18 protein-coding genes and 3 pseudogenes are annotated in these 23,485 nt (G+C 69.0%); 11 read left to right on the top strand and 10 right to left on the bottom strand.

Annotated features, from left to right (window positions below; genetic code table 11):
- The first annotated feature begins 1,360 nt into the window (after positions 1–1,360).
- On the top strand, positions 1,361–2,038 hold the full coding sequence (locus ACFV0T_RS36205) for a ScbR family autoregulator-binding transcription factor (protein WP_385788853.1): 678 nt from the start codon (positions 1,361–1,363) through the stop codon (positions 2,036–2,038).
- Positions 2,039–2,604: 566 nt separating this feature from the next.
- Here the strand turns inward: ACFV0T_RS36205 and ACFV0T_RS36210 are convergent.
- Positions 2,605–3,873: a HEAT repeat domain-containing protein gene (locus ACFV0T_RS36210; protein ID WP_385788855.1), complete on the bottom strand. Its 1,269-nt coding sequence runs from the start codon at positions 3,871–3,873 to the stop codon at positions 2,605–2,607.
- A 439-nt stretch (positions 3,874–4,312) separates the two neighbouring features.
- On the opposite strand from ACFV0T_RS36210, the gene ACFV0T_RS36215 reads away from it, so the two are divergent.
- Together ACFV0T_RS36215 and ACFV0T_RS36220 are read left to right on the top strand one after the other, a co-directional pair.
- Positions 4,313–5,041 (top strand): HAD family hydrolase, encoded by a 729-nt coding sequence (locus ACFV0T_RS36215; protein ID WP_385788857.1) that lies wholly within the window; start codon positions 4,313–4,315, stop codon positions 5,039–5,041.
- 478 nt (positions 5,042–5,519) lie between these two features.
- Entirely contained in the window at positions 5,520–5,771 is a 252-nt protein-coding gene (locus tag ACFV0T_RS36220) for a hypothetical protein (protein WP_385788858.1), read from the top strand.
- 835 nt (positions 5,772–6,606) lie between these two features.
- Here ACFV0T_RS36220 and ACFV0T_RS36225 read toward each other — a convergent pair.
- Together ACFV0T_RS36225 and ACFV0T_RS36230 are read right to left on the bottom strand one after the other, a co-directional pair.
- On the bottom strand, positions 6,607–7,947 hold the full coding sequence (locus ACFV0T_RS36225) for an MFS transporter (RefSeq protein ID WP_385788860.1): 1,341 nt from the start codon (positions 7,945–7,947) through the stop codon (positions 6,607–6,609).
- Entirely contained in the window at positions 7,944–8,483 is a 540-nt protein-coding gene (locus tag ACFV0T_RS36230; protein ID WP_385788861.1) for an ArsR/SmtB family transcription factor, read from the bottom strand. The genes ACFV0T_RS36225 and ACFV0T_RS36230 overlap by 4 nt, the downstream gene beginning before the upstream one ends.
- On the opposite strand from ACFV0T_RS36230, the gene ACFV0T_RS36235 reads away from it, so the two are divergent.
- From ACFV0T_RS36235 to ACFV0T_RS36245, 3 genes are all read left to right on the top strand, one after another.
- Positions 8,451–9,092, top strand: coding sequence for a hypothetical protein (locus tag ACFV0T_RS36235; protein ID WP_385788863.1), 642 nt, complete (start codon positions 8,451–8,453; stop codon positions 9,090–9,092). The two genes, ACFV0T_RS36230 and ACFV0T_RS36235, sit on opposite strands and share 33 nt — an antisense overlap.
- Positions 9,093–9,165: 73 nt before the next feature.
- Positions 9,166–9,567, top strand: a complete 402-nt coding sequence (locus ACFV0T_RS36240) for an SMI1/KNR4 family protein (RefSeq protein ID WP_385788865.1) — start codon at positions 9,166–9,168, stop codon at positions 9,565–9,567.
- A gap of 282 nt (positions 9,568–9,849) precedes the next feature.
- Positions 9,850–9,978: a hypothetical protein gene (locus ACFV0T_RS36245; protein WP_385788867.1), complete on the top strand. Its 129-nt coding sequence runs from the start codon at positions 9,850–9,852 to the stop codon at positions 9,976–9,978.
- A gap of 336 nt (positions 9,979–10,314) precedes the next feature.
- Here the strand turns inward: ACFV0T_RS36245 and ACFV0T_RS36250 are convergent, their stop codons facing one another.
- Together ACFV0T_RS36250 and ACFV0T_RS36255 are read right to left on the bottom strand one after the other, a co-directional pair.
- Positions 10,315–10,833 (bottom strand): relaxase domain-containing protein, encoded by a 519-nt coding sequence (locus ACFV0T_RS36250; protein ID WP_385788869.1) that lies wholly within the window; start codon positions 10,831–10,833, stop codon positions 10,315–10,317.
- A gap of 427 nt (positions 10,834–11,260) precedes the next feature.
- The gene (locus ACFV0T_RS36255; RefSeq protein ID WP_385788871.1) at positions 11,261–12,478 is read right to left on the bottom strand and encodes a pentapeptide repeat-containing protein; all 1,218 of its coding nucleotides are present in this window, start codon (positions 12,476–12,478) and stop codon (positions 11,261–11,263) included.
- 288 nt (positions 12,479–12,766) lie between these two features.
- Between ACFV0T_RS36255 and ACFV0T_RS36260 the strand changes: the two genes are divergently transcribed.
- Complete coding sequence (locus tag ACFV0T_RS36260) at positions 12,767–13,042, top strand: hypothetical protein (RefSeq protein WP_385788873.1); 276 nt, start codon at positions 12,767–12,769, stop codon at positions 13,040–13,042.
- Positions 13,043–13,363: 321 nt separating this feature from the next.
- On the opposite strand, the pseudogene tpg reads toward ACFV0T_RS36260, so the two are convergent.
- Positions 13,364–13,885 (bottom strand): annotated as a pseudogene (gene tpg / locus ACFV0T_RS36265) (telomere-protecting terminal protein Tpg).
- A 66-nt stretch (positions 13,886–13,951) separates the two neighbouring features.
- Between tpg and ACFV0T_RS36270 the strand changes: the two are divergent.
- Positions 13,952–15,751, top strand: coding sequence for a S8 family serine peptidase (locus tag ACFV0T_RS36270; protein WP_385788874.1), 1,800 nt, complete (start codon positions 13,952–13,954; stop codon positions 15,749–15,751).
- Positions 15,752–16,276: 525 nt separating this feature from the next.
- Here ACFV0T_RS36270 and ACFV0T_RS36275 read toward each other — a convergent pair.
- The 4 genes and pseudogenes from ACFV0T_RS36275 to ACFV0T_RS36290 all read right to left on the bottom strand — a co-directional run bounded on the left by ACFV0T_RS36275 (position 16,277) and on the right by ACFV0T_RS36290 (position 20,326).
- Entirely contained in the window at positions 16,277–16,495 is a 219-nt protein-coding gene (locus ACFV0T_RS36275; protein WP_385788876.1) for a hypothetical protein, read from the bottom strand.
- A 1,330-nt stretch (positions 16,496–17,825) separates the two neighbouring features.
- A pseudogene (locus ACFV0T_RS36280) lies at positions 17,826–18,316 on the bottom strand (IS5 family transposase); the annotation flags it as partial.
- A gap of 440 nt (positions 18,317–18,756) precedes the next feature.
- Complete coding sequence (locus ACFV0T_RS36285; RefSeq protein WP_385788878.1) at positions 18,757–19,053, bottom strand: hypothetical protein; 297 nt, start codon at positions 19,051–19,053, stop codon at positions 18,757–18,759.
- A gap of 766 nt (positions 19,054–19,819) precedes the next feature.
- Positions 19,820–20,326, bottom strand: a complete 507-nt coding sequence (locus ACFV0T_RS36290) for a hypothetical protein (protein WP_385788879.1) — start codon at positions 20,324–20,326, stop codon at positions 19,820–19,822.
- A 358-nt stretch (positions 20,327–20,684) separates the two neighbouring features.
- Here ACFV0T_RS36290 and ACFV0T_RS36295 point away from each other — a divergent pair, with 358 nt between their 5' ends.
- The 3 genes and pseudogenes from ACFV0T_RS36295 to ACFV0T_RS36305 form a co-directional block, all read left to right on the top strand.
- A complete protein-coding gene (locus tag ACFV0T_RS36295) occupies positions 20,685–21,068 on the top strand; it encodes a hypothetical protein (protein WP_385788881.1) in 384 nt (127 codons plus the stop codon).
- A gap of 414 nt (positions 21,069–21,482) precedes the next feature.
- The gene (locus tag ACFV0T_RS36300) at positions 21,483–22,478 is read left to right on the top strand and encodes an N-acetylmuramoyl-L-alanine amidase (RefSeq protein WP_385788883.1); all 996 of its coding nucleotides are present in this window, start codon (positions 21,483–21,485) and stop codon (positions 22,476–22,478) included.
- Positions 22,479–22,514: 36 nt separating this feature from the next.
- A pseudogene (locus tag ACFV0T_RS36305) lies at positions 22,515–23,485 on the top strand (N-acetylmuramoyl-L-alanine amidase); the annotation flags it as partial.

Genomic DNA, 23,485 nt, shown 5'->3' on the forward strand with positions numbered 1-23,485 from the left:
CGCGTCCCCCCGACAGCCGTCCCCCGAGCGGACGTCCGCCCGGCAGGCGTCTCCCGGACAGGCGTCCCCCCGGCGGCCGTCCCCCGAGCAGGCGTCCCCCCGGCAGGCGTCCCCCCGGCGGGCGGGCCTTCGGCGGGCGGGCCTTCGGCAGCAGCGGCGGCACAGGACACAACGGCAGCACTGACGACGGCGGGCGTCCCCCCGGCGCACGTCTCCCCGCCAGGCGCCTTCCCGGCGGGCGTTCCACCGGCGGGCCGAGCTTCGGCGGCAGCAACGGCGGCACGGGTCACGGCGGCGGCACTGACGACGGCAGGCGTCTCCCCGACCGCCGTCTCCCGGGCGGGCGTTCCACCAGCAGGCGCCTCCCCGGCGGGCCGGCCTTCGGCAGCAACGGCGGCACGGGACACGACGGCGGCACTGACGACGGCAGGCGTCCCCCCGACCGCCGTCTCCCGGGCGGGCGTTCCACCAGCAGGCGCCTCCCCGGCAGGCCGGCCTTCGGCGGTGACGGCGGCACGGGACACGACGGCGGCACTGACGACGGCAGGCGTCTCCCCGACCGCCGCCTCCCGGGCGGCCGTTCCACCAGCAGGCGCCTCCCCGGCAGGCCGGCCTTCGGCAGCAACGGCAGCACTGACGACGGCGCGCGGGATGCCGGCCGCGGGCGGGAGGTCGCCGTCAGCCGGTGCGGGACGTCCCGGACCTCCCCATCCTGCGCCCGAAGTACCGCCCGCCCCGCGGGGGGCGCCCGGCCCGCGGAGGGCACCCGGCCGCAGACCCGCGCTCCGCCCCGGGACACCCCCTGCCGGCAGCGCCGTACTCCCGGTCCTCCCGGTACTCCCCGGCACCTCACGCATAGCGTTCACCCTCAATCCATTGCAACGAACCGGGTGCGGACTGTTGCATTAGACTCAAGACCATTGCAACGATTTCTCGGCAACTAGCTGCAATGACAGCAATCATGCGCAACAGCTCTGTTGTGTACTCAATGAATGCAACGTAGCGTTTCCATCATCAGAAACGGCGAGCGGGAGGAGTGCACGCCCACCGGCACGAGAACGCGACGCGGGAGCCCGCCCCCTCCCGCCGCCCCCCGCGTGAGCCGCGCCGGCACGCCGGCGGCACCCGACCGGCCGCACGGCCCGGAGATACGGCCGGGGAGCACGCACCCGGAGGCGACCCCGCCCATGGAAACATACCGGTACGGCGGTTTACAACTCCGGCGCAGGGCACGTCACGCGGTCACCGTCGCGCAGTGGTCAGGGGCGACTACAGCAGGTTAGATGATACAGAACCAGCGTCCTGGTTTTATATTTTGGGGTTGTGTGGTGCAACCAGTCGTCCCGAGGAGCCCCCGGCAATGAAACAGGAACGTGCCGCCCATACCCGCCGGTCGCTCATCCACTCCGCGGCCCAGGCGTTCGAGCAGCACGGCTACGACCGGGCCAGCCTCGCCGAGATCAGCGCCAGCGCAGGCGTCAGCACCGGCGCCCTGCACTTCCACTTCACCAACAAAGCCGAACTCGCCTCGACCGTCGAAACCAGCGCCGCGATCCTCCTGCGCAACAGCGCGGCAACCGCCCGGCAGCCCCACATGGACGCCCTGCAACAGCTCATCGCCACCACCCACGCCCTCGCCGCACAACTGCGCCACGACGTCGTCGCCCGCGCCGGCTACCGCCTCAACTGCGAAACCCCCCACCACACAAACCTCGAACTGCGCACCGAATGGCAGGAATGCATACACCGCCACCTCACCCAAGCCGCCACCCACCACCTCCTCACCAACGACACCACCCACCACGACCTCACCACCTCCATCACCGCCGCCACCATCGGCTTCGAAGTCCTCGCACGCCAAGACCCCACCTGGCTCTCCCCCACCACCCTCACCCACTTCTGGCACCACGTCCTCCCCCACCCCACCCCCCACACCCCACCCAACACCCCGACCCGCACCCCTGCCGGCGCCCCACCCAACACCCCGCCCGGCACCCCGGCCCACCCCCAACCCGAACAACAGCACCACAACACCTGACACCCCCCACCACACCAGAACAGACCCTGCCGAACACCACACCCCGCCTCACGCCACCCACCCCCGCCACCGCGACCGCGACCGCGACCGCGACCGCGACCGCGACGCATGACGGCAGCAGGATCCGTGAACGGGGTGAACACGTGACCGTGCCGTCACCAGCCACCGGACGCGGACACCACACCGGTCGGCGCCGTCCTGGCGCCGGGCCAGGCGTTCGGCTACACCTTCGATCTCGGGGACAACCGGCGCCACGAATGTGCCGCCGGCCCTGAACCGATCACCCCTCTCGCCCAGCTCGGCACCGTTCCCGACCGGCCCCTGCCCTGCTGGGGATGGGGGGATGAGGTGCCGTCCCCGCCCCGTACGGGCGTCTGCGGGACGCCGACGACGGTGAGCGTCCACTTCCCGCTCCCCCGAACCGACGGTGGCAGGATGCCTGCGCTCCCACGCTCACCACTCTGCACTGCCCAGGCCTGTACACCGTCGTGCAGGAAAACACACCGGGAAACGGCAGGTACTGACACCCCAGGAGCGGCTGTCCTGGACCTGTCCGGGGGATCAGCTCAAAGCCGCATGCCAACCCAGGTGTTCACCCCGACGGCCCGCAGCAGCCGGACCGCGGCGATCCGCTGGTGGCGCGGACGGCCCTCGGCCAGGAACCCGCGCAGCAGCACCTGCGGTACGCGGTCGGCCCACGGCAACAGGGCGGCGGTCGCCTGCCGGACCACCGCCGCCGACGGGTCGTCCAGGAGCGGTCGTACGTCATCGACGCGTACCGCCTCCAACGCCCGCAGCCCCGCCAAAGCGCAGGCGCGCACGCCGGGGACCGGGTGCGCGAGGAGTGCCCGGACCAGGTCCGCGTCCTCAGGCACCCCGCACTCCCCGAGGCCCACTGCGGCGGCGGGCCGGACCGAGGGATCGGCACACAGCGCGCGGTACAGCGGCGCCGGGTCGGTGCCGCCCTGCCGCAGCACCCAGCGGGCGCACGCCCGTACCGTGGCGGACCGGTCGGTGAGGTACGGCTCGGCGTCCGCGTGCCGCCCGGCCCGGCGCAGCGCGGTCACACCCGCCGACCTGACCCGGGGCTGCCGTGACCCGAGCAGCGGCACCACGACCTCCCTGAACTCGTCGAAGGTGCCCTCGCCGAGGGCGGCCACGGCCGCCTCGGCGCACAGGTCCTGCACCACCACGTCGCGGTGGCGGGCGGCGGTCTGAGCGAGCCGCGCTGCGGGGAGCAGCCGCCGCTCGAGGGCGATGCGGTACGCGAGGCGGGCCGTGGCCCGGTCGCCGCTGTCGAGCAGCGCCTCGGCCTGCGCGGCAGGGCCCGCGCGCAGCGTCCCGGTCAGCAGCTCTTGGGCGAAGCCGCCCCGCGGGCGGCGGCCGATCCGCAGGATCAGCGCGGCGTGCGCGGCCAGCAGGTTCGCCGGCGTCCCGGACAGGAGCACGCGGGCCCGTTCGCGTACCGGCCCCACCCAGTCCGCACAGCGGATGACCACCAGCGCAAGCAGCGCGGGCCGCTCCCCGGAATGCTCCAGCGCGGCCTCACGGATCCGGCCGTCACGGTTGCAGAGGGCGAGGGCGAGTTCGGCGTCACCGGGCCTATCGCGCCAAGTGACGGCGGGCAGCGACGCAACCGGATCCCAGCTCAGCCGCCGCCCGGACGGCGACGCGTTCGAGTGGAACAGCTCCGGCCGCTGCCACGCCAGTTCGCGTACCCCGAAGTCAAAGCCGATCCAGGACTCCGGATCCGCCACATCGAGCGCCTGGTCCACAGCAACTCCAGCCGCCAGCCGCCTGACCGCCATATACGACCCGTCTTCGCCAGTCAGCATGGGCGAAGCCTAGACACCGCCCGGCACACCTTCTTGCGTGCGGTGCAAGGCGGCGACAGCTGCGCCGACTGGGCGACAGCGTCACCGGCACACCCACCCCGGCCGGTACCCGGGCCGACCAGCGACAACGCGCCCCCTCCGCCAGGCTGCAGGCGTTCTGCCCGTTGCCGTCCGCGATGTGGCCCAGCTGATCACGCCGCACCGCGGACAGAACACTCAGGCCGGGTCCGCCAAGGCCGCAAACGTCGGACACAGACGGCCGGAACACCGAACAGCCAAAAGGGTCCTCGACGGACCCGGCGCTTCCCAGAGATCGTGCCACACGTGGTCGCGTCGATCAGACCGCGAGCAGTATGCGGGCGCCCGGCGCCCTCTGGGAAACCATCTCCTCGGACCTGACACTCTCCTAGTGACTTCTGATACGACGCACACTGATTCGGTGGCAGAAGAGGCAGAGACTGAGATCGGGAAGCTTCAGGAGATGACCGCGCGTGCGCGGGTCGTCCTTTGGGACTTCGACGGGCCGATCTGTGGGCTGTTCGCGTCGTATCCGGCGGAACAGGTGGCGTACGGCCTGGTGGACTGGTTGGAGGGGCAGGGCTTGCGCGGCCTGTTGACGGACGGGGAGCGGGAGTCCCTGGATCCGCAGGCGGTTCTGCGCGCGGTGGACCGTCGGCATCCCCGCAGTGATCTCGCACTGGAACTGGAGGAGCAGCTCACCCAGGAGGAGCTACGGGCCGCGAAATCCGCCATGCCCACCGCCTACGCCGACCCCTTGATGCACACCTGGTCCGCAGTGGGTGCGCGCCTCGCCATCACCGCGAACAACTCCCCCGTGGTGGCCAAGAGTTACCTGGAAAATCGCGGACTGCTCTCCCGCTTCGCCCCGCACGTCTACGGGCGCACCCGGAAGCTTCACCTCCTCAAGCCCGATCCGCACTGCCTCAACCGCGCCCTGCGCGCCATGGATGCGGCCGCCCAGGACGCGCTGATGATCGGTGATGCGGACACGGACTTCCTCGCCGCTCAGGCAGCAGGTGTTCCGTTCCTGGGCTACGCGCGTAATCAACGCAAGAGGAAGTGCCTGAGGGAGGCGGGCGCCACGGCGATCGTGGACTCGCTGGAACCGGTGCTCCGGGTGGTGCGGACCATGGGCGGCCTGAAGTAATCGATCCTGGACTGATCGGCATCGTCGGCCGGTCCGCCAGGGGGCGACCTTCGAACAGCCCAAGGTGAAGCCGGCCGCTGGACAGGGGGAGTCGAGTCGCCGTCAGTCGGTACTCTGCTGCTCCGGTGGAATCCAGTGAGGGTCGCTGATGACGAATGTTCAGGCTTGATGTGCGTCAGTTTGTCCCATGGCATTAACGGTCTGAACTGGCCCCGCTTTTCCGGCCTGATCTGGCCCCACCGATGAGGCGCGCGGGAGCGTTCGGGGGTTGTTCCGGCTTGAGTTGGCCCCGCCTTGGAGCCTGGGCTGGGACGCTCGCGGTAGGTCGCCGTGAGCGTGCGATGCCGGGTGGCGTCCTCGAAGGAAACTGTTCCTGCTGATCCGCCGGGAGTCGTGGCAGCAGGGGCTGTCGGTCCGGGCGTTGGCGCGCAAGTACCGGGTCCACCGCCGGCTGGTGCGCGAGACACTGTGTTCGGCCGTGCCCGCTCCGCGTCGGATGCCGCGACGGCATTCGCCCAGGCTGGAGCCGTTCAAGAAGACGATGGACCAGTGGCTGCCCGACGACCTGGATACTCCGCCGAAGCAGCGGCACACCGTGAAAAGGATCCTGAGCCGGCTTCAGCAGGAGGCCGGTGCCGACATCCCCTACTCGACGGTGTGGGACTACGTGCACCAGCGTCGGCAGGAGATCGCCGAGGCGGAAGGGCGACACCGGCGGCGGGATTCGTGATCCGCCACAACCAGCCCGGCATGGACGCGGAGGTCGACTTCGGCGAGGCCTGGGGGACCTGGCCGGCGAACGCAGCAAGTGCTTGGTGTTCGCGTTCCCACCAGGCCGCTACACCTCGCCGCCACCCTCATCCGGACCCGGCGATGACCGAGGAACCGGAGCCTGTGACAGTGACTGCCCGCCAAGCCCCCTACGGCCGACCTCCCGAGGCGAGAACGTCATGAGCCCGCTCCAGCCGTGACACACGAGGGCGATCCGGGACGGCAGCGGTGACACCGGATCGACTGCCCTCCCCACGTGAGCAGTTCCGCAACAGGCCCTTCGCCGTCCCGACGGCGGACACCACCAGGTCACCTGCACTCCCCCGCCGCTCCGGGTGTTCCACAGCGCCCAGCCCTGCGCCGGCCTGCACACCGATCCGGGCGCACACGCCCTCGTAGCCTTCCTCCACCCCGGCGGACATCACCCCCGGCCTCAGCACCGAAGCTCCGGCCAGCCGCACCACAGGCCGCTCCTCCTCCATGCAGCCATCGCCCTCCAAGTGACAGCTGCGCAGTGCCCGAACAAGCGCGTTCACACGGCGCCGCAGCGGTGTCGGCTCGCCCGGGTCCGCCCGGAGCAAGAGCCATCCTCCGTCGGACGCCTCCACGCCGACACGGCCGGCGAGGCGCTCGATCTCCCGGGGACAGTCCCGTTCGCCGAGCTCGGGTGACGTCACCTCCCGACGTGTCGCACCAGGCCGGCCGGAGGCCGGCGCGCCCGGCCGCCCGGTCGCTCACCGCGCCCCCGCGGGGGCCTGCCACCCGACCTGCTGCGGCCCTTTCGCGGCAGGGCGTCACACCAGGTCGGGTGCACTCTCCTGGGCGGGATCCTTGGATGCCGGGTGATCCGGGCCGCCGGCCGAGGCGGCGGCCGAGGCGGCGGCCGAGGCGGCGGCCGAGGCGGCGGCCGAGGCGGCCCGCAGCGCCGCTTCGACCCGGCGGTTGCCGGTCATGGATGCCGTGACGGCCGTCATCGCCAGGAGGAGGCCGGCGGCGGCGCACAGCGGGGTGCGGATGTCGTAGGCGGTGGCCAGCCAGCCGCCGAGGAACGCCCCGACGGGGGCGGCGCACATGGCCAGCATGCGGGAGGTGGAGGCGACCCGGCCCATCAGGTGGGCCGGGACGATCGCCTGCCGCAGGGAGGGCGCGAGCACCATCGTGGCGCCCATGCCGGCCCCGCAGACGGCCAGCGCCAGCCCGGCCACGTACGGGTTCGGGGCAGCGGCCAGGCCCAGGACGGCAAACCCTTCGGCGGCGGCCGTGCAGGTCAGCGCGGTGCCGGTGCCGAGCCGCCGGCCAAGGCGGGAGGCGATACCCGCGCCGAGCAGGCCACCGGCGGCCTCCGCCGTGAGGAGCAGGCCGAAACCGTAGGTGCCGATGCCCAGGCGGTCGTGCGCGAAGAGGGCCAGGACCGTCTCCACCGCAAGGAAGGCGATATTCCCGACCGCCGGGCGGAGCGCCAGCCCGAGCAGCACCCGGTCCCGGAACACGTACGACGCGCCGGCCCGAGCCTGCCGAAGCAGCGACTCGCGGACCTCCGGCACGGGCCGGGGCAGGGCGGGCAACGTCCGCACGAGCAGCGCGGACAACAGGAACGACACCGCGTCGGCCAGCAGCGGAACCGCCCGCCCCAGCGCGAGCAGCGCACTGCCCGCAGGCGGCCCCGCGAAACCGGACATGGCGGTCTGGGCGCCGCGCAGGCGGGAGTTGGCGCGCTCCAGGAGCGCGGGATCACGGCGCAGCAGATCCGGCAGGAAGGCCGTGGCGGCCGTGTCGAAGAACAGCCCGCCCAGACCCAGCAGGAAGGCGACGGCCGCGAGCAGCGCAATGCTCAGCACATCCAGCGCGGCAGCCGCCGCCGGTATCACGAGCAGCACCGCACGCGCCGTGTCCGCGGCCCACATCGTGCGCCGGCGGTCCCAGCGGTCCACCAGCGCACCGCCGAGCACCCCGAACAGCAGCCACGGCAGCGTCCCCGCCGCCGTGACGACAGCGAGCGCCATCGGATCCCGCGTCAACGTCAACGCGATCAGCGGCAGCGCGGCATGCGAGACCCCGTCACCGAACGAGGACACCGTCTGCGCGGTCCACAGCCGTCCGAACCCGGCCGGCAACTTCCCAGCGTCCGAGATCACTTGGTGCCCCCCTCGGCCTGCCGGCGCGATGCCGGGTGAAACAGTGCGAAGACGAGTGACGCGTCCGGCAGCGACGGATCGGACAGCTCCCGGTACTCCTCCGCCAGCGCCTCCAGCCGCGCCCCCAGCTGCGCGAACTGCTCCCCGGTGAGCCGCAGATGCGCCATCCGCACATGCCGTGCACCGCCCGCCGGCGCCGCCTCCAGATCCGCCACCGCATGCCGCATCAGCACATCCGGCCCCCCCTCACCCGGATCCGGCAGCTCGACCGACCGCGCGGCCATCGCGTAGTACCGCTCCGTGACACCCCGCACCTTCCGCGTCCGCACCACCCTCACCAGACCGGCCCGCTCCAGCAGCCGCACGTGATAGCTGGAACTCCCCTTCGCAAGACCCACCCGCTCGGCGATCTGCGTGATCGTCGCCGGCTCGAAGCGGAGCACCGCCATGATCCGGTGGCGCGTGAGACTGGAAACGGCGCGCAGCTGCTCGTCCGTGGTGACGTGAAACGTCTCAGGAAGATCATCGGTAGCCATGCCAACAATGGTCAACGATCCTTGACCATTGCGCAAGGGGATTCACACCAACCCCCGCAACCCGCCCCGGACCGCGGCACCTTGCAGCGCACACCGCCGGTCGCGCGGCACCTTACGGCGCACACCGACAGGGCCGACGCCGGCCCCGACCACGACACCGCCGCATCCGCGGTGGAATCGACCCGCCACCGGCACTCCAGCCAGCAACAGCACACCCACCCCCGGGCGACACAGCTCCTGATCACCCCCGACGCGGACGGCTCCCCCGGCCACCGGACCCCAGCCCCGCAACCTCGAACCCGCCCGCCCCGCCGCCGAAACAGGGCAGACGATCACCGCCCGCCACCTGCCTCCGGGCATGCAGGCCACCGCGCTGCGCAGCCGAATGGCAAGCCGCTCCCGCGGAACGCCGGTCTGCGCAGCCACTGCCCCGCCGGGGCAGCTGCGCAGACCGGTCGAGGGCCCATTGCGCAGCACGACAGTCATACCACCGGGGGCGCAAGGCTCCCCGGGATGCGCAGCCGGTTTCCTCGCCTGGAGATCCGGGCCAACCACATCGAAATGATCAAATGTCAGGTGTATGGACGAGCGAACCTACCCCGCCTCTGAAAGCGAGTCCTGCTTACCGCAGTTCAAGGCAGCCACCGTCACCAGGTGTGACCGGACTTGATAGAACGGCCTGATGAGTTCGAACGACGATCAGATCGCGCAAGCCGAGCGCCGCTTCGGAGTCCGATTTCCCGCGGACTACCGACACTTCCTGGCTACAGAAGGGAGCATGGCTCGGTTCGTTCCTCCGGCGGACGACTTCCTGATGATCAATGCCATTGGAGAGCTCATCGAAGTCAACGAGTTCGGCGGCTTCCAGGAACGCTTCCCCGGGAGCCTCGTCATCGGCGAAGACGGAAGCCGCGAAATGCTCACCTACGACTTTCGGCAGGAACCCCCATCTCTGGCCCTGCTCGACGTTTCCGCACAGGATTGGTCGTCCGCCATCCACCAAGCGACTTCGTTCTCCGTCCTGCTCGAACAGTTCCCCGAAGTCGGATGGAAGTGGGACGAATCTGAGCCCTCGTCAACCTGACAGGCACCCTCACGGAATCTGTGCCTGCTCCCGAAAGCCGTGAGCAAAGCCAGCAAGCCACAGCGCCGCGCAGGTACCAGGCCTTCTCCTCTCATCTCATTGCACTGACCGCCACTCCGCCAGCTCGCACCCCGCCTCACGGGTCCGTCCGTCATCGCGGTCAAGTCGACCGTCAGGTCGGCACCGCACCCCGCGTCCGTGACCTGGTGCACGAATATGCGCCCGCCGGGGACGCCGTCGAGGTCGCCCGCAACCCGGTGTTCCTGCGCGATTCGTTCGCCGTTGAGGACACCCTCCGCCCTCGTCCTCGGCTTCGACACCGAGCACTCCTGGGCCGAGACGGTGCTGCGGCAGTGCTTCGCGAAGACCATCAAGGCAGCGACGCCGACGATCGTCACCGACTCACGCTGATCCCCCCAGAAGCCTGCTTCCCCGCGGGCTGCGAGGGCTGGTGACTGCCGGGATTTCATCCGGCCGCAGGCGGCAGCCGAATTCCCCCGACCGGCTGCTGGGCACCGCGTTTCCCACTAGCAGCTTGTGATGAAGAGGTGGGCGGCAAGTGGGGATGCCCTGGGAGGTCGTTACTTCTGGGTCTCGGACGGGCTCATCGTCCGCTATGCCGGAATCAGCAACATGACCCAAGTACTCGTCGGCCTGATTGAGACCGATGAGTTCGCGCAGGTCCTCCAGCGACTCGACGGCTGACAGGCTCCGGCAGTTACGAGAACCTGATTCTGAAACGATCAGTTAAACGCTCACTCGGCTCCCAGGGCCTGACTCCCGGCCCCCCGGGGCGCCATGGCCGGAGGGCATCGGCCGAAACCAAAATCTTTGCAGTTCGGGCGCCTCACTTTGCCCAGAAATTCGAACATGCGATCTAATCGCTGAATGGACGCCACCCCCTTCCCCCACGATCTCGTCCAGGCCCAGACCGCCTGGTACACCACGTACCTGGCCCTCGCCGGTCGCCAGCCGCGCCGTCTCCGGATCCTCGCCGTCGTCCAGGAGCTCGCGCTCCATGCGGTCGGCATCCGGGTGCCGGCCTTCCCCGAACAGCAACTCCATCTGCCGCTCGGTCACCGTCTGCCCGGCGGCGAGCCCGAGCGCGGCCACCCCGCGCCCCCTCCACACCCCGGGCGGGAGCCCTGCCATCTCCTGAGCGTCCTTCAATGCCTGGCCGACGGGACGACGCCCGTCCCCGAACGCGACTCCGCGCACGTAGTACCGCCAGGCATTCCGCCTCTGGACCTTCGCAACACTGATCATTCCGGCAGCGAACACCGGCTCTGACCTGAGGAAAAGAGCGATCCCGTGGGACGGAAGGGTGCACCGGAACTTCACGGCCGATCCCGCACAGCGGGCGCCGGCGACAACGTCGCGCCCCCCTGCGGACACCACCGAGGCCGTGCAAATACTGCGCCCATCTCACCCACCCGAAGCGGCCGACTCCACCGTCAAGCCCACACCTGCGGCGCCGACCCCGAAGTCCTGCGCACGAATCGGAACGGCTCAGCCAGAAGGGCCGATGTCCCATAGCCGCCTGCACCGCGGCTGTCCCGCAACACCGAGCTAGGATCCGGCGGCGAGCCTGCCGGGTCTGCTGTGCCGTCATGGCCGTCGGGCGTCATGCGCCCGACGCACGCGCTGCGGGCTCGTACCGTCGTCAGCCGTCCGTGCGCGCCCTGCATGATCATCAACTGAGCCAGGCCGAAGGCAGGAACAACCCAGCCGACGTCGATCCGCTCGCCGGCACCAGGCCGGACGGCGCTTCGCCGGTCGCCAGTCTGAAGTCGACCGTGCCGCCGGTGAACGCCGGCCTCACGAAGCGGACCGTGCCGCCGGAGAACGTCGACCTGCCGAAGTCAAGGGTGCCGCCGGAGAACGTCGACCCGGCGAAGCGGACCGTGCCGCTGGAGAACGTCGACCTGCGGAAGTCGACCCTGCCGCCACAGAACGTCGACCCGAAGAAGCGAACCGTGCCGCCGCAGAACGCCGACCCGGCGAAGCCGACCATGCCGCCGGAGAACGTCGACGTATTGAGGCTGACCGTTCCGCCCGAGAACGTCGACCTACCGAAGTCGAGGGTGCCGCCGGAGAACGTCGACCCCGAGAAACGAACCGTTGCGCCGGAGAACGTCGACCTGCCGAAACCGACCCTGCCGCCAGAGAACGTCAACCCGGAGAAACGAACCGTTCCACCGGAGAACGTCGACCTACCGAAATCGACCCTGCCGCCAGAGAACGTCAACCCGGAGAAACGAACCGTTCCGCCCGAGAACGTCGCCTCGCTGAAGCTGACCGTGCCCCCCGAGAACACCGAGCCGGAGAAGTCTCCGCCGTCAAACGTGACGCCGGTGAAGTCAAAGTCGTGGCCCTGCCAGGACTGCGGATGCGTGGGGTCCAGACGGAGATGGTCGCGGATGAGGCGGATGACGGTGTGCCGGACCTCCCGCAGGGCCAGGTAAGCGTGCCGGGCCTGTGTGTCGCCCGCCGTCAGGTCAGCCTCCGCGATGTAAGGCAGGCGGAGGTAAGCGCACAGGACGTCGATGCAGGTCTGGCGCAAGGGGCGGGTGGGGGCATCGTCGGCAAGACCGGCCAGGGCGTGTACGCCGCCGAGACGGACCGCGGCGGATTCCTCGCCGAGCTGGGAGACAGCGGTCGTGAACCGTTCGGTGTGCAGACGGGTGGCCTCCCGCAGAGCGCCGTCCTCGTCGACCCGCTGACGCCGGTAAGCCACGATCAAGGCAACCAGGGCACCCGCCCCGGCCACCACACCGAACGACAGCTTCACCAGATCGAACAGCGTCTTGGCGTCGATCAGGCGCTCAGGCTCAAGACCCCGGGCACCGAGCAGGTCCCAGGCCGTGTAGAACACTGCGGCGGCCACAAAGATCGCGCTGGCGAAGGCCAAGGGCAGGACGATCCAGACGTGCCACAAGCGCAGGCCGCGACGTTCGTTCCGGCGCCGAGGAAGGTAGGGGCTCACGTACCACAAGACAGCTCAGGCTTCCCGCCGGTTGCGCTGCCATCCCTCCATCGGAGTGCCACTCCGGGTTCCGGTCCGACCTGTGCCTCGCCCAGGGCCGCCCCGAGGACGGCCTGGCACACCTCGACGCCCTCGCCGCCGCCCGCGGGGGCGAGGAGGACTGGGAGCTGTACTGGATACGGCTGTCGCTGATCGCCGCCCGCGACGGCGTCGATGAAGCGATCGCACAGGCCCGCTCCCATCCCGAGGGCGCCACCTGGTTACGCGGCATCACACATTGCCGTGCTGCTGGCCGGTGCCGGACGCACCGAGGAGGCCGTCGCCGTCCTGCGCCCCCACGCCCACGTTCCCGCAAACAGCCACGACCTGGCCGGGTACCTCATTGACCTCGGCCGTATCGAAGAGGCCGTGGCCGTCCTTCACCAGGACAAGCATCGTCCGCCACAGGCCTCGGCCACCACCGCTTGGAGCGACGACCCCCCGTTCTGAAGGTCAGCCCGGCGCAAACCCGACAGGACAGCCGCGGCGGGCGCCGGGTATGCACAGCGTCTGCAGCAGCACCTACGCCACGGCGGCCGGGACGGCGCCCTCAGTCGTCCAGTCGCCGTCGAAGACCTTGAACTCGCCCACGGAGCACACTGCTTTGAGCTGGAGTACTGGTGACAAAGCGAGACGCGGACGAAGAACGTCACGTGCCCGAGACCGCGGCATTCGTACAAGGCTTCGTCAACCAGGCGCTCGTCGCCGTGCATCGGGTACGGCGGCGGGACCGGACCAGTTGGCCCAGCCCGCCTGCTGTCCAGAGCCCAGCTACAGCTCGAACTCGAGGTGCTCCACGTCCGTGAAACGCACCTCCTCCAGGCTGCTGGCGCGGCGGCCGTTGTCCTGGAAGTAGACCTCTTTGAGTGCTTCGGCGGCGATCTCCCGCAGTTCCTGGTCGCTGGCGCCGGCCTGCTGGGCGTCGAAGAGGCGGGCAGCGTACTGCGGCGGGAGGGCGACGGTGAGGTGGCGGATGCGGTCCTGGTCGGTGGTGCCGATGTAGCCGAGGCGGGCTCGGGTATCGATGACGATGCCGCCAGTGGTCGCTGCCTTCTTGCGGGCCTAGGCCCGGATCTGGGGCTGCCAGCGGGCTTTCACCTCGCGTTCCAGGCGTGCGGCGAGGTCCGGGCGGGGCTTTTTGATCTGGTCTTTCACATACCGCTCGACGTCGCCGAGCTCCCGGTGGATCCCGACCCCCCGATGCCCGGAGTACGTCCTTTTCAGCCATTCCCCCATAACGCCCCTGCACGGAAAGGTACTTCCGTACAGGAGCACGCGCCTGACATCTTGCATCCACCACTCGTTTCGTACGGCCCCGCCGGTGCCCTCAGCACGGCCGGGCCGTCTCCGGAGGACGCTTTGATACCCCACATATCCAGCCGGACTAGACGCACGCTGGTCCTGGCGGCCACGCTCGGTGCCGCCCTCGCGTTCGGCGCCCAGGGCGCCCTCGCGGGCACGCTCCCCGTCGACCCCTCCCCCGCGCCGGCCGCCAAGGCCCACGCTCCGGCTGCCGTGCCGGCTTCCCAGAGTGCGACCTGGGTGGCCGGCACGCGTGCCTACCTCGTGATCACCGCACCCGGTGACAGTTCGGCGGTCCGCTCCGCGATCGCTGCCAACGGCGGCACCGTCTTCTCGAACTTCGACGCCATCGGCGTGATCGTCGCCCACTCGGCGTCCAGCGGATTCGCCGCCACCATGCGCGGCGTCGCCGGCGTGCAGCAGGTCGGCGCCACGCGCACCTCGGACGTCCCGGCCGACGCCTACAACCCGGCGCTACCGGCCAATCCGGCCCAGGCCTCGACCCCGTCCGGAGAACCGGCCCGGGCCGACATGAGCCAGATCAAGGCCGACCAGGCCTGGGCCGTGAACCCGGGCTCCGCCTCCGTCACAGTCGGCATCCTGGACACCGGTGTGGACGACCAGCACCAGGACCTGGCGCCCAACTTCAACGCGGCCGACTCAGTCTCCTGCGCCTACGGCAAGCCCGACACCCGTGTCGGCGCCTGGCGGGACGTCGACACGCACGGCACCCACGTAGCGGGCACCATCGCCGCGGCCAAGAACGGCAAGGGCGTCGTCGGCGTGGCCCCCGGGGTAAGGATCTCCGCGGTCCGGGTCGCTGAGCCGGGCAACTCCTTCTTCTTCGCCGAGAACACCATCTGCGGCTTCGTCTGGGCCGGTGACCACGGCTTCAAGGTCACCAATAACAGCTACTACACGGACCCGTGGCAGTTCAACTGCCCGGACAACATCGACCAGGCCGCCATCATCGAGGGCGTCAAGCGCGCCCAGGAGTACGCCGAGGGCAAGGGCTCCCTCCAGATCGCCGCCGCTGGCAACGAGAACTACGACCTCGCCCACAAGACGACCGACTCCGCGAGCCCGAACGACTCGACGCCGGTCACCCGCACGATCACCAACGCCTGCCTCGACATCCCGACCGAGCTGCCGGGCGTGGTCACGGTCGCGGCCAACGGCACGGGTGTCACCAAGGCCTCGTTCTCCAACTACGGGCAGGGCGTCATCGACGTCGCGGCGCCGGGCAGCAACGTGTACTCCACCGTCCCCGGCGGCGGCTACGGCAGCAAGAGCGGCACCTCGATGGCCACCCCGCACGTGGTCGGCGTGGCGGCACTCATCGCCAGCGCCAACCCGGGCATCACCCCGGCGCAGATCCGCGCCAAGCTGGCCGCCCAGGCCAACGACATCGCCTGCCCCTCGGACAGCCGTTGCACGGGCACGACGGCCAACAATTCGTTCTTCGGCGAAGGCCAAGTCGACGCCCTCAAGGCCGTCGGGACCACCCCGCCGCCCGGTAAGTACTTCGAGAACCTCGTGGACTTCGCCATCAACGACAACGCGACCGTGGAGAGCCCGATCGCCATAACCGGCGTGACCGGCAACGCCCCGGCCACCCTCAAGGTGGGTGTGGACATCAAGCACACCTACATCGGTGATCTGAAGGTCGACCTGGTGGCGCCGGACGGCACCGTCTACACGCTGCACAACCACGCCGGCGGCAGCGCCGACAACATCGCCCAGACCTACACCGTAAACGCCTCCTCGGAGGTCGCGAACGGCACCTGGAAGCTGCGTGTCAACGACAACGCCGCCTCCGACACAGGCAAGATCGACGCCTGGAACCTGACCTTCTAGCGCAGAACCCGGCAACGCCCGCGTACAACACGCACTGCGCCGGCGACAGCTCCTTGCCCGCGGCCACGGACAAGGCGGGCTGCGGTCTGTTCGGCCAGGGCTGCGAACTGCAGGGTGGCAGAGGGCATATGGGCCCCGGCAGCGGTGAACGCCGCGGTCGGGGCCCATATGCCGAAGACGTCCAGGACGGCCGCGAACGACCTGGGGCCGGCGTCCAGCTCACCGTGCGCTTCCCTGAGGAGCTGCAGGGCCGTGTCCGCGCTGACCGTACGGGCAGCGGGGCCGCGGCTGCGCGCGCCGCGGCCCCGAGGATTGCCGGCCGGTTCGACCTGCTGACACCCGCGCGGCGGCGCAGAGGACGCGGCCGAGGGTCTGACCGGCGCCCCCGAAGGTCTGTCCGGCGGCATCGAGCCGCGGCAAGATCATCCGGCGACCTGATGGAAGCGCTCGCGGGCGCACCACCCCATCAGCCGTACATGGCCCCAGCCCCAGGGTCTTTGCGAAGTGATCTTGCGTCTGGGTTTGTCAGGTCAGTCCGAGGGCGGTGAGGGGCCGCTGGGGATCGCGGCTGGTGTGGCGGAGGGCGGCGGCGATGTTGGTGCGGCCCTCTTGGCGGTGGTCGCCGATGGCGAGGTTGCGCGAGCCGGCCATGATGCGGGGCAGGTGCCGGGTGCGGATCTTCGAGGCGTCTTCACCGAAGGTGCGGTCGCGGACATGCTGGAGCTGGCCAACAAGCCCGACCATGCAGGTCACAGCGCTGCGCAGTGCTTGCGCAGCCGATAGCGCAGACCGTGTCCACAGGGCCACTGCTTGTGCGGTTCACTGCCTGCCTCGACGGTGCTGCGCGGTCGGCCGGGCGCCGGTTGCGCAGCACTGGCGGCTACCGCTCCTTGGTGCGCACGCGGTACGCCGCGGACTGCGCAGCAGGGGTCGGCGAGGGTGTTGAGGTGAACACCCAGAGGGTCTGGGGGAGTTGAGGGGCAATGCGGAGCCTTACGGTTGCACACGTGTACCGCACACCGTCATGACGGAGAGGGAACGTGACCAGACCATCCAACACCGGCCTGGTACCGGGGGGCCGCGCTTCGCACTCGCACGCCCTTCGTTGCTCTGGCCGCGCTCTGCGCGACCGTGGCTGGCTGCAGCAGTAGCGGGGACGACGCCGCTTCGACGCAGTCGACCGCCCCCGCCGTTTCACTGCTTCGGCCGCTCCCACGTCGTCGGCGCCGGCGGATCCGCAGGCCGAGGCGAAGAAGACCGCGCTCACGGTCTACCAGAGCTACTGGCGGGAGATGCAGGCCTACTACTCCGACCGTGACGGCACCACACAGGGCCTGAAGCAGTACGCCGCTTCCGAGGACGCTGCGGAGAACGCCGCTCAGCGGGCGCACGGCCGGGGCCGGATCTATATCGGCAAGGCTGCCCTGTCGGAGTCGACGGTCCTGAACCCTCGGCGTGTCCAACGGGGCCGCAAGATCCGCACCACCACCTGGGACCAGTCCCACTGCGTCAGCTATCGCCCCTTGCCCAGAGTGGGAAGCCCGCCACTCACAACCTTCCGCACAATCTGCTGGTGCGCGACGTCTGCGTCTCGCTCCTGCAGCACTTGGCGATGCTGCTGGAGGACCTGGGCGGCATTCCGGTCCTCCTCGGTAGGCTCGGCGGGCAACTGAACCAGTTCCGTCCGTGCCGCCTTGAAGGCCTTCCGCACCTGGCTCAACTGTATCTGTACGCTCTCGGCCTCCGCAGAGTCGCCCGCTTCCAGATAATTGCGCCTCAAACCAATCAGCTCGTGCATCTTTTCGCGCAGTTGGACCGTCTCCGCCCGGAGGTCCGCTCGCCTACGAACAAGCTTGGCCTCGCTCGGTGAAAGGCCGCTGCTCTTGTCGCGCTCGATCGCAAGATCCGTTTCGCGCACGATGGCGCTCAATCGGCGTGCTGCGGCCTCGCGTCGCCGCGCAGCGGCCTCTCGGACCTCCGCCCTCATTGCCTCACGAAGTTGTGCCATCTGACGGGACACTGCCCTCATGCCGGCCTCGTCACCAGTGGCCACATGGGCGTGCCAGGCGGCGCGTGGCAGTAACTGCGTGACGTCGTTGCGGTTTCCGCCGGTCAACGACACCGCGAGCGGGATGCCCTGGGCGTCGGTGACGACGTGGTGCTTGCTGCCCGGCCGCGCGCGGTCGACCGGGCTGGGTCCGCTTTTGGGCCCCTCCGAGCGGCCCGCACATGCGAGGAGTCGATCACCGCCCGCGACCAGTCCAGCTTGTTCGCGGCCCGCAGCTGCTTCAGCAGCACCAGGTGCAGTTCGTCCCACACACCGGCCTCGTTCCACGCGGCCAGGCGCCGCCAGCAGGTCATGCCCGAGCCGAAGCCCAGCTCCTGGGGCAGGTACTCCCACTGGATGCCGGTATGCAGCACGAACAGGATCCCGCACAAGGCCTGCCGGTCCGGGACCCGCGGCCTGCCCTCGACCAGCTTCGGCCCCGGCTCGGGCAGCAACGGCTCGATGAGCGACCACAGTTCATCCGACACGATCCATGGCCGCGACTGTCGTTTCCCCACGACCAGACCAACGACCACTGAAGCTGAAAGTCACATGATCAACAGCTTCTGTTAGGACCTCTAAGCCGGGATTGTCAGGTTGTGGACCAGGCACGCAGCTGGGCGGCAATCTCCTGAACGCGGGCACCCTTGTGCTTAGCCCGCATGACGAGTGCGAGGGCTTCTTCCGGCTCGTAGTGCAGGCTCTGGCCGTTGGCGCTGAGGAACGTCTCGGCGACCAGCCAGGCAAAGACCGTTCTTCGCTTCGAGTGGCTCGTGCAGCGCGACGGTCTCCAGCATGGCCGCGGCTTTGAGCCAGTCGCTGCTGTACACGTCGCGGCCCATGTAGTGGGCCCGGACCCGGGCGCAGACGGCGTCCAGTACGCCCAGGTCGAGACAGTCCGGGTCGCCCGGGAGGGTCTGCGCGATCTGCAGAAGTTCTTGCGGGACGAGGAACCGGGTCACGCGGCGTGACCGTGCTGGCTGCCGTGCAAGTCGCGGCTGCCCAGCGGAGCAGGGTCAGGCCACGAGGCCGTGCTGGTGTCGGCGGCGGGCGTGTCCAGGGTCGCGAAGACCTCGGCGAGCTGCGGGACGCGGTCGCGGGCCCGTCCTAGCGCCTTCACGAACGGGTCGTCAGCGGCAGCGAGCGCCGCGTCACGAACGAAGTCCGCGGGGGACTTGCCGACGATGTTGGCGGCAGCCTCCACGCGCGCGAACTCCTCCGGTTCGAAGGGCGGCACCTGTCCGTTCTGGTCCATACGAGCGACGGTACCAGCGCGAGCGGGCCCGCGGCAGGCGAGCGCGGTGCCGTATCCGGTGCCCGTCATCACCAGGGTTCTACAGCCCTCGCCGAGCATGGCATGCCAGCACATGGTGACGATCAGGGTGGGCAGGGTCGAGGACGACGTCGCCCGGCCCGAGGCGAGAGTGACCGCCTCGGGCCAGGCGACGTGTACCGATCCGATCCGATCCGGGTCACCAGCCTGGTGTCGGTGTAGGCGGTCTCCAGCCAGGTGCCGGTGTCCGCGGCGCCGGGAGAAGCTGACTGCCAGCTGACTTCATCGGCCCCGCTCCTCCGGCATCCCCCAGGGGTGGGGCCGTGCGAGTGCACTGCCCCACCCCGCTCACGGCGTCAGGACTGCTGTCTCCGGTCGGCAGACCTGCGCCTGCGGCGCTCGCTCAGAGCCGTAAGCCAGAAGATGCCGCCTATGACCCCTGCGAACGGCAGGGTGCCGACGGGGTCTCTGGTCGCCGGGACCTGGATGATGTAGAAGAGTGCCCCCACGACGACCCCTGTGACGACGGGATGCTTTGCGGCCCATCGGCGGGTGGACGGGCGCGGATCCTTGAACACGCGTTGTACTCCTGAATGTCTCTTCCGGGGAATCCTGCATCGCAGGCTGTGCTGCCTACTTGACGCCACTCTCCAGAGAGGGAGTTGCGTGGAGCACGGAGGTGGCCGCGACTGTATCGAAGGAGGGGACGGCCCGCCCGAAAGGAACCGGCGGGCCGTCGCCATCAGACTTAACTCCTTACAATCTCCCCGATGGCAGCCTTCATCTCTCGAGATCCTACTGCGAGGTTTGCGATCTTCTCAACCGCCTGGGACACCCATCGTGGATCGCCAAGCTTTTCCGCCCGCCCGAATTCAACGGTCTGCTTGAGGAATTCCTCGGCCTTACAGATATCCCGCCTTCCGAACTTCCTGGCGGCATGCGTGAAATCCGCACTCCAGTCCTCGTATGGATTCCTAAGGGTAGCCCCGAGAAAGGCCGCCCTGGCTCCGCCGCTCGCCATGGAAATGGCTGAGAGAATCACCATCGCGCGGGAGTTACCTAGCCTGGTGGGTTGGACCGAGAGGACGAGATTCATGAACCGCGACCAGGGGATTACCTGAGTCTGGGTCCCTTGGACCCAGTAACTCAGTCCCTGCTCCTGAAGCTTGAAGTACCTACTCTTACGGGCGGTCGGATCGCCGATGATCCACTCATCTGCAACGAGTTCGAGGGGACCCAAGTCATGAGCGGTCATCGATCACCAATCCACTGCCAAGCAGATGCCCAGGCTCCGTAATGTCCTCGAAGTATACGCCCCGACGCAGTTTTTCCACCCCACGGAGGACGCACAGTGGTGACGCGTGAGCAGAACTTGCCGAATGCATAATCGCGCGCACCACCTCCGGCGAAACTCCGCCACTTTCTGCGTTTGCTTAGACGCTGAAAGGTTCCGTTGTCGTATCCACCCGCACGGCGCCGCCCTGAACCGAGACGCTCCGCAGCGGGTGACCTGGGCCACGAGGGTGCTGCTCGGTATCTGAAACGCTCAGGACCCCAAGCCGTGGCCTCGGCCATAAAAGTTTCGGAGGTAAAAGATGGACGTTGCGTGGTCCATGACATCGGTGCAATCAGCACGCTTCGATTCCACCGAGAGGCGCTCGGAACTGCGTGACCTTGTGAGCGCCTTCAGGGAACTGCGAGCCAGCGGTCAGGGGCATCTGGAAGTCAATTTGCCGGATGGTCTTTACCCCTATTTGACTCTCAGCTTCCTGGGTGATCATGCCGTCATTCATCTCTTCACCTCCGAGGACAGTGTTTTCCTTCTTGTTGGGGATGGCTCTGTTTCCCCGGAGGGAGAAGTCGACGTTCCGGTCATGGACGATCTAGGAACCTTCACAGGTGACTTCGTCATGGGAGTCGATCGCGCATGGGATGTTATGGAGAATTTCGTCCGAGCGGGAACGGTCGAAGGGATCGGAGAGTGGTGTGAGCTGTAGCAAAATTTAGCCTCGAAGTTTCGTGACGGTCCGCCGACGTAGTCGGTGGACCGTTTCGGCACAATAGCCCAAGTGCCGAGCCTTCCGAACAGGTCAAGAACGCGACAATCGCGGAGGGGGTTCAATTTCCTGATGTTCGTTACGTGAAGCGGCGATAGTGCATCATAAAGGACAGGGATTCACTATCGCTGATTTGCGTTTTTCTCCCGCTGCCGTGCTTCCATTACTCCGGCACGCATCGGTTGAGGAATGCTCCCGATGCGCGATGCCAGAATTGACAAAGGGGGCGTCGAAAAGCATGAAGAGACGTATGTGGGGACCGCAGCCGTGGTAGTGGCAGCGGTGACCGGCGTCGTCGTGTTCCAGGGAGTCAATGGAACTGACGGCGAGCAAGACGACAAAAGCGCCACACAGGTGACCGGACCGGTCCATACCACCGTGCACACCGCGGCGGTAACGGCCAAGGGCGACCGCGCCGAGGTTCCCCAGCACGACACCGATGCGTTCAGCCTCATCGGTCTGTCATGGACCAAGCCGTCCGTCCAGATACCCGGCACCGTGCAGGTGCGCGTCCGCAGCGCCCGCACAGGCGCGTGGGGATCGTGGATCACCCTGGACCCCGGCGGGCACGGTGCCCCGGCGGAAGAGAGCCGGCGTGGCGCCACCGAACCGGCCTGGGTCGGGCCGTCCGACGGCGTGCAGGCCCGCGTGGACGGGCAGGGCTCACCGCTTCCGGCAGGGATGCGGCTGGAGATGGTGGACCCCGGCGCGGGCCGTGCCGCATCCGACGCCGATCCAGTCGCGTACGCGACCGACGCGCCCACGGCAACACCCGGCGATGAGACGAGCGAGCCGACGGACGCCGCCACGAGCACCGACGCTCCGGTGGACGAGCCGACCCCGTCACCCGGCACGCCCTCCCCCAGCGACCCGCCGGCCACGGCCACCGTCTCCCCGACTGCGACACCGAGCGGCTCCCCCACTTCCACCCTGCCGCCCGCCCCGGTGTCGAACGCGCCCAAGCCGCCGATCACCACCCGCGCCCAGTGGGGCGCCGACGAGTCGATGAACCACGAAGCAGCCGAGTACGGCAGCGAGATCAAGGCGGTCTTCGTCCACCACACCGTGGACGCCAACACGTACTCCTGCGCGGACTCCGCCGCGTTGGTCCGCGCAATCCGCACTTATCACATCAAGTCGAACGGCTGGAAGGACATCGCGTACAACTTCCTCATCGACAAGTGCGGAACGATCTTCGAGGGGCGCAAGGGAGGCGTGGACCGGCCGGTGATCGGCGCGCACAACCCGGGCTTCAACACCAACACCGCCGGCATCGCGGTCCTGGGTGAGTACTCATCCCTCGACGCGTCCGCCGCCGCCAAAGCCTCCGTGGCACGCCTGTCCGCCTGAAAGCTGGGGCAGTACGGCCACGACCCCGCGGGCACAGTGAATCTGACGGCAGGCCTGGACAACGGCAAGTTCAAGCTCGGGCAGACAGCCAGCTTCTATCGGCTCTCCGGCCACCGCGACGGCTACGCCACCGAGTGCCCCGGCAGCAAGCTCTACGCGTCCCTGCCCGGCATCCGTACGCTCGCCGGCGGCCCCGTCACCGGACTCGCCCTCAAGGCCTTCGGCCAGGCAGGAATCTCCGGCACCACCGCCTACACGAAGGGCCCGCTCACAGTAAACTGGGCCATCACCTCGCCCACATCACTCGTCAAGCGCTACGAAGTGATCGTCGACGGCAAGGTCGCAGCCACCCCCGGCCCCACCGCCAGCACCGCGTCGCTGACCCTGCCCGCGGGCACCCACACCGTCGCCGTACGAGCGGTACACATCTCGGGCCGCACCGCGGTGACCCGCAACGCCACCGTCGTCGCCGACGCCACCGCACCCGCCTTCACCACCAAGCCCTCGGTGACACTGAGAACCGGCACCGTCAACACCACCGCCGTTCCCGTCACCCTGGGCTGGAAGGCCACCGATGCCGCAGCGCTGAAGGAGGTGCGCCTGACGGCGCCGTCCGCGCACACCTACGGCCCCATCACCTGCACCGCCGCACTCACCTCGGACTCCGGCACCGCCACCACCTGGTCGATGACGGCCTACGACCAGGCCGGCAACACCGCCACCACGACCACCACAGCCACCCCGGTCATCCTCCAGGAGACCTCCGCCACCAAGACCGGCACCTGGACCAAGAAGAGGTCCACCAGCTACCTCGGCGGCGCCTCGCTGAGCAGCTCGGCGAAGAACGCGTCGATGAGCTGGACGTTCACCGGCCGCTCGGTGGCCTGGATCGTCTCGCGGGCCGCCACCTCTGGACAGGCCGTCATCTACGTCGACGGAACCAAGACCGCGACCGTCGACCTGAAGTCGGCCACCACGGCCTACCGCAACGCCATCTGGACCAAGAA

Origin of the sequence: Streptomyces sp. NPDC059582 (assembly GCF_042735715.1) — a bacterium.
Lineage (GTDB): Bacteria > Actinomycetota > Actinomycetes > Streptomycetales > Streptomycetaceae > Streptomyces.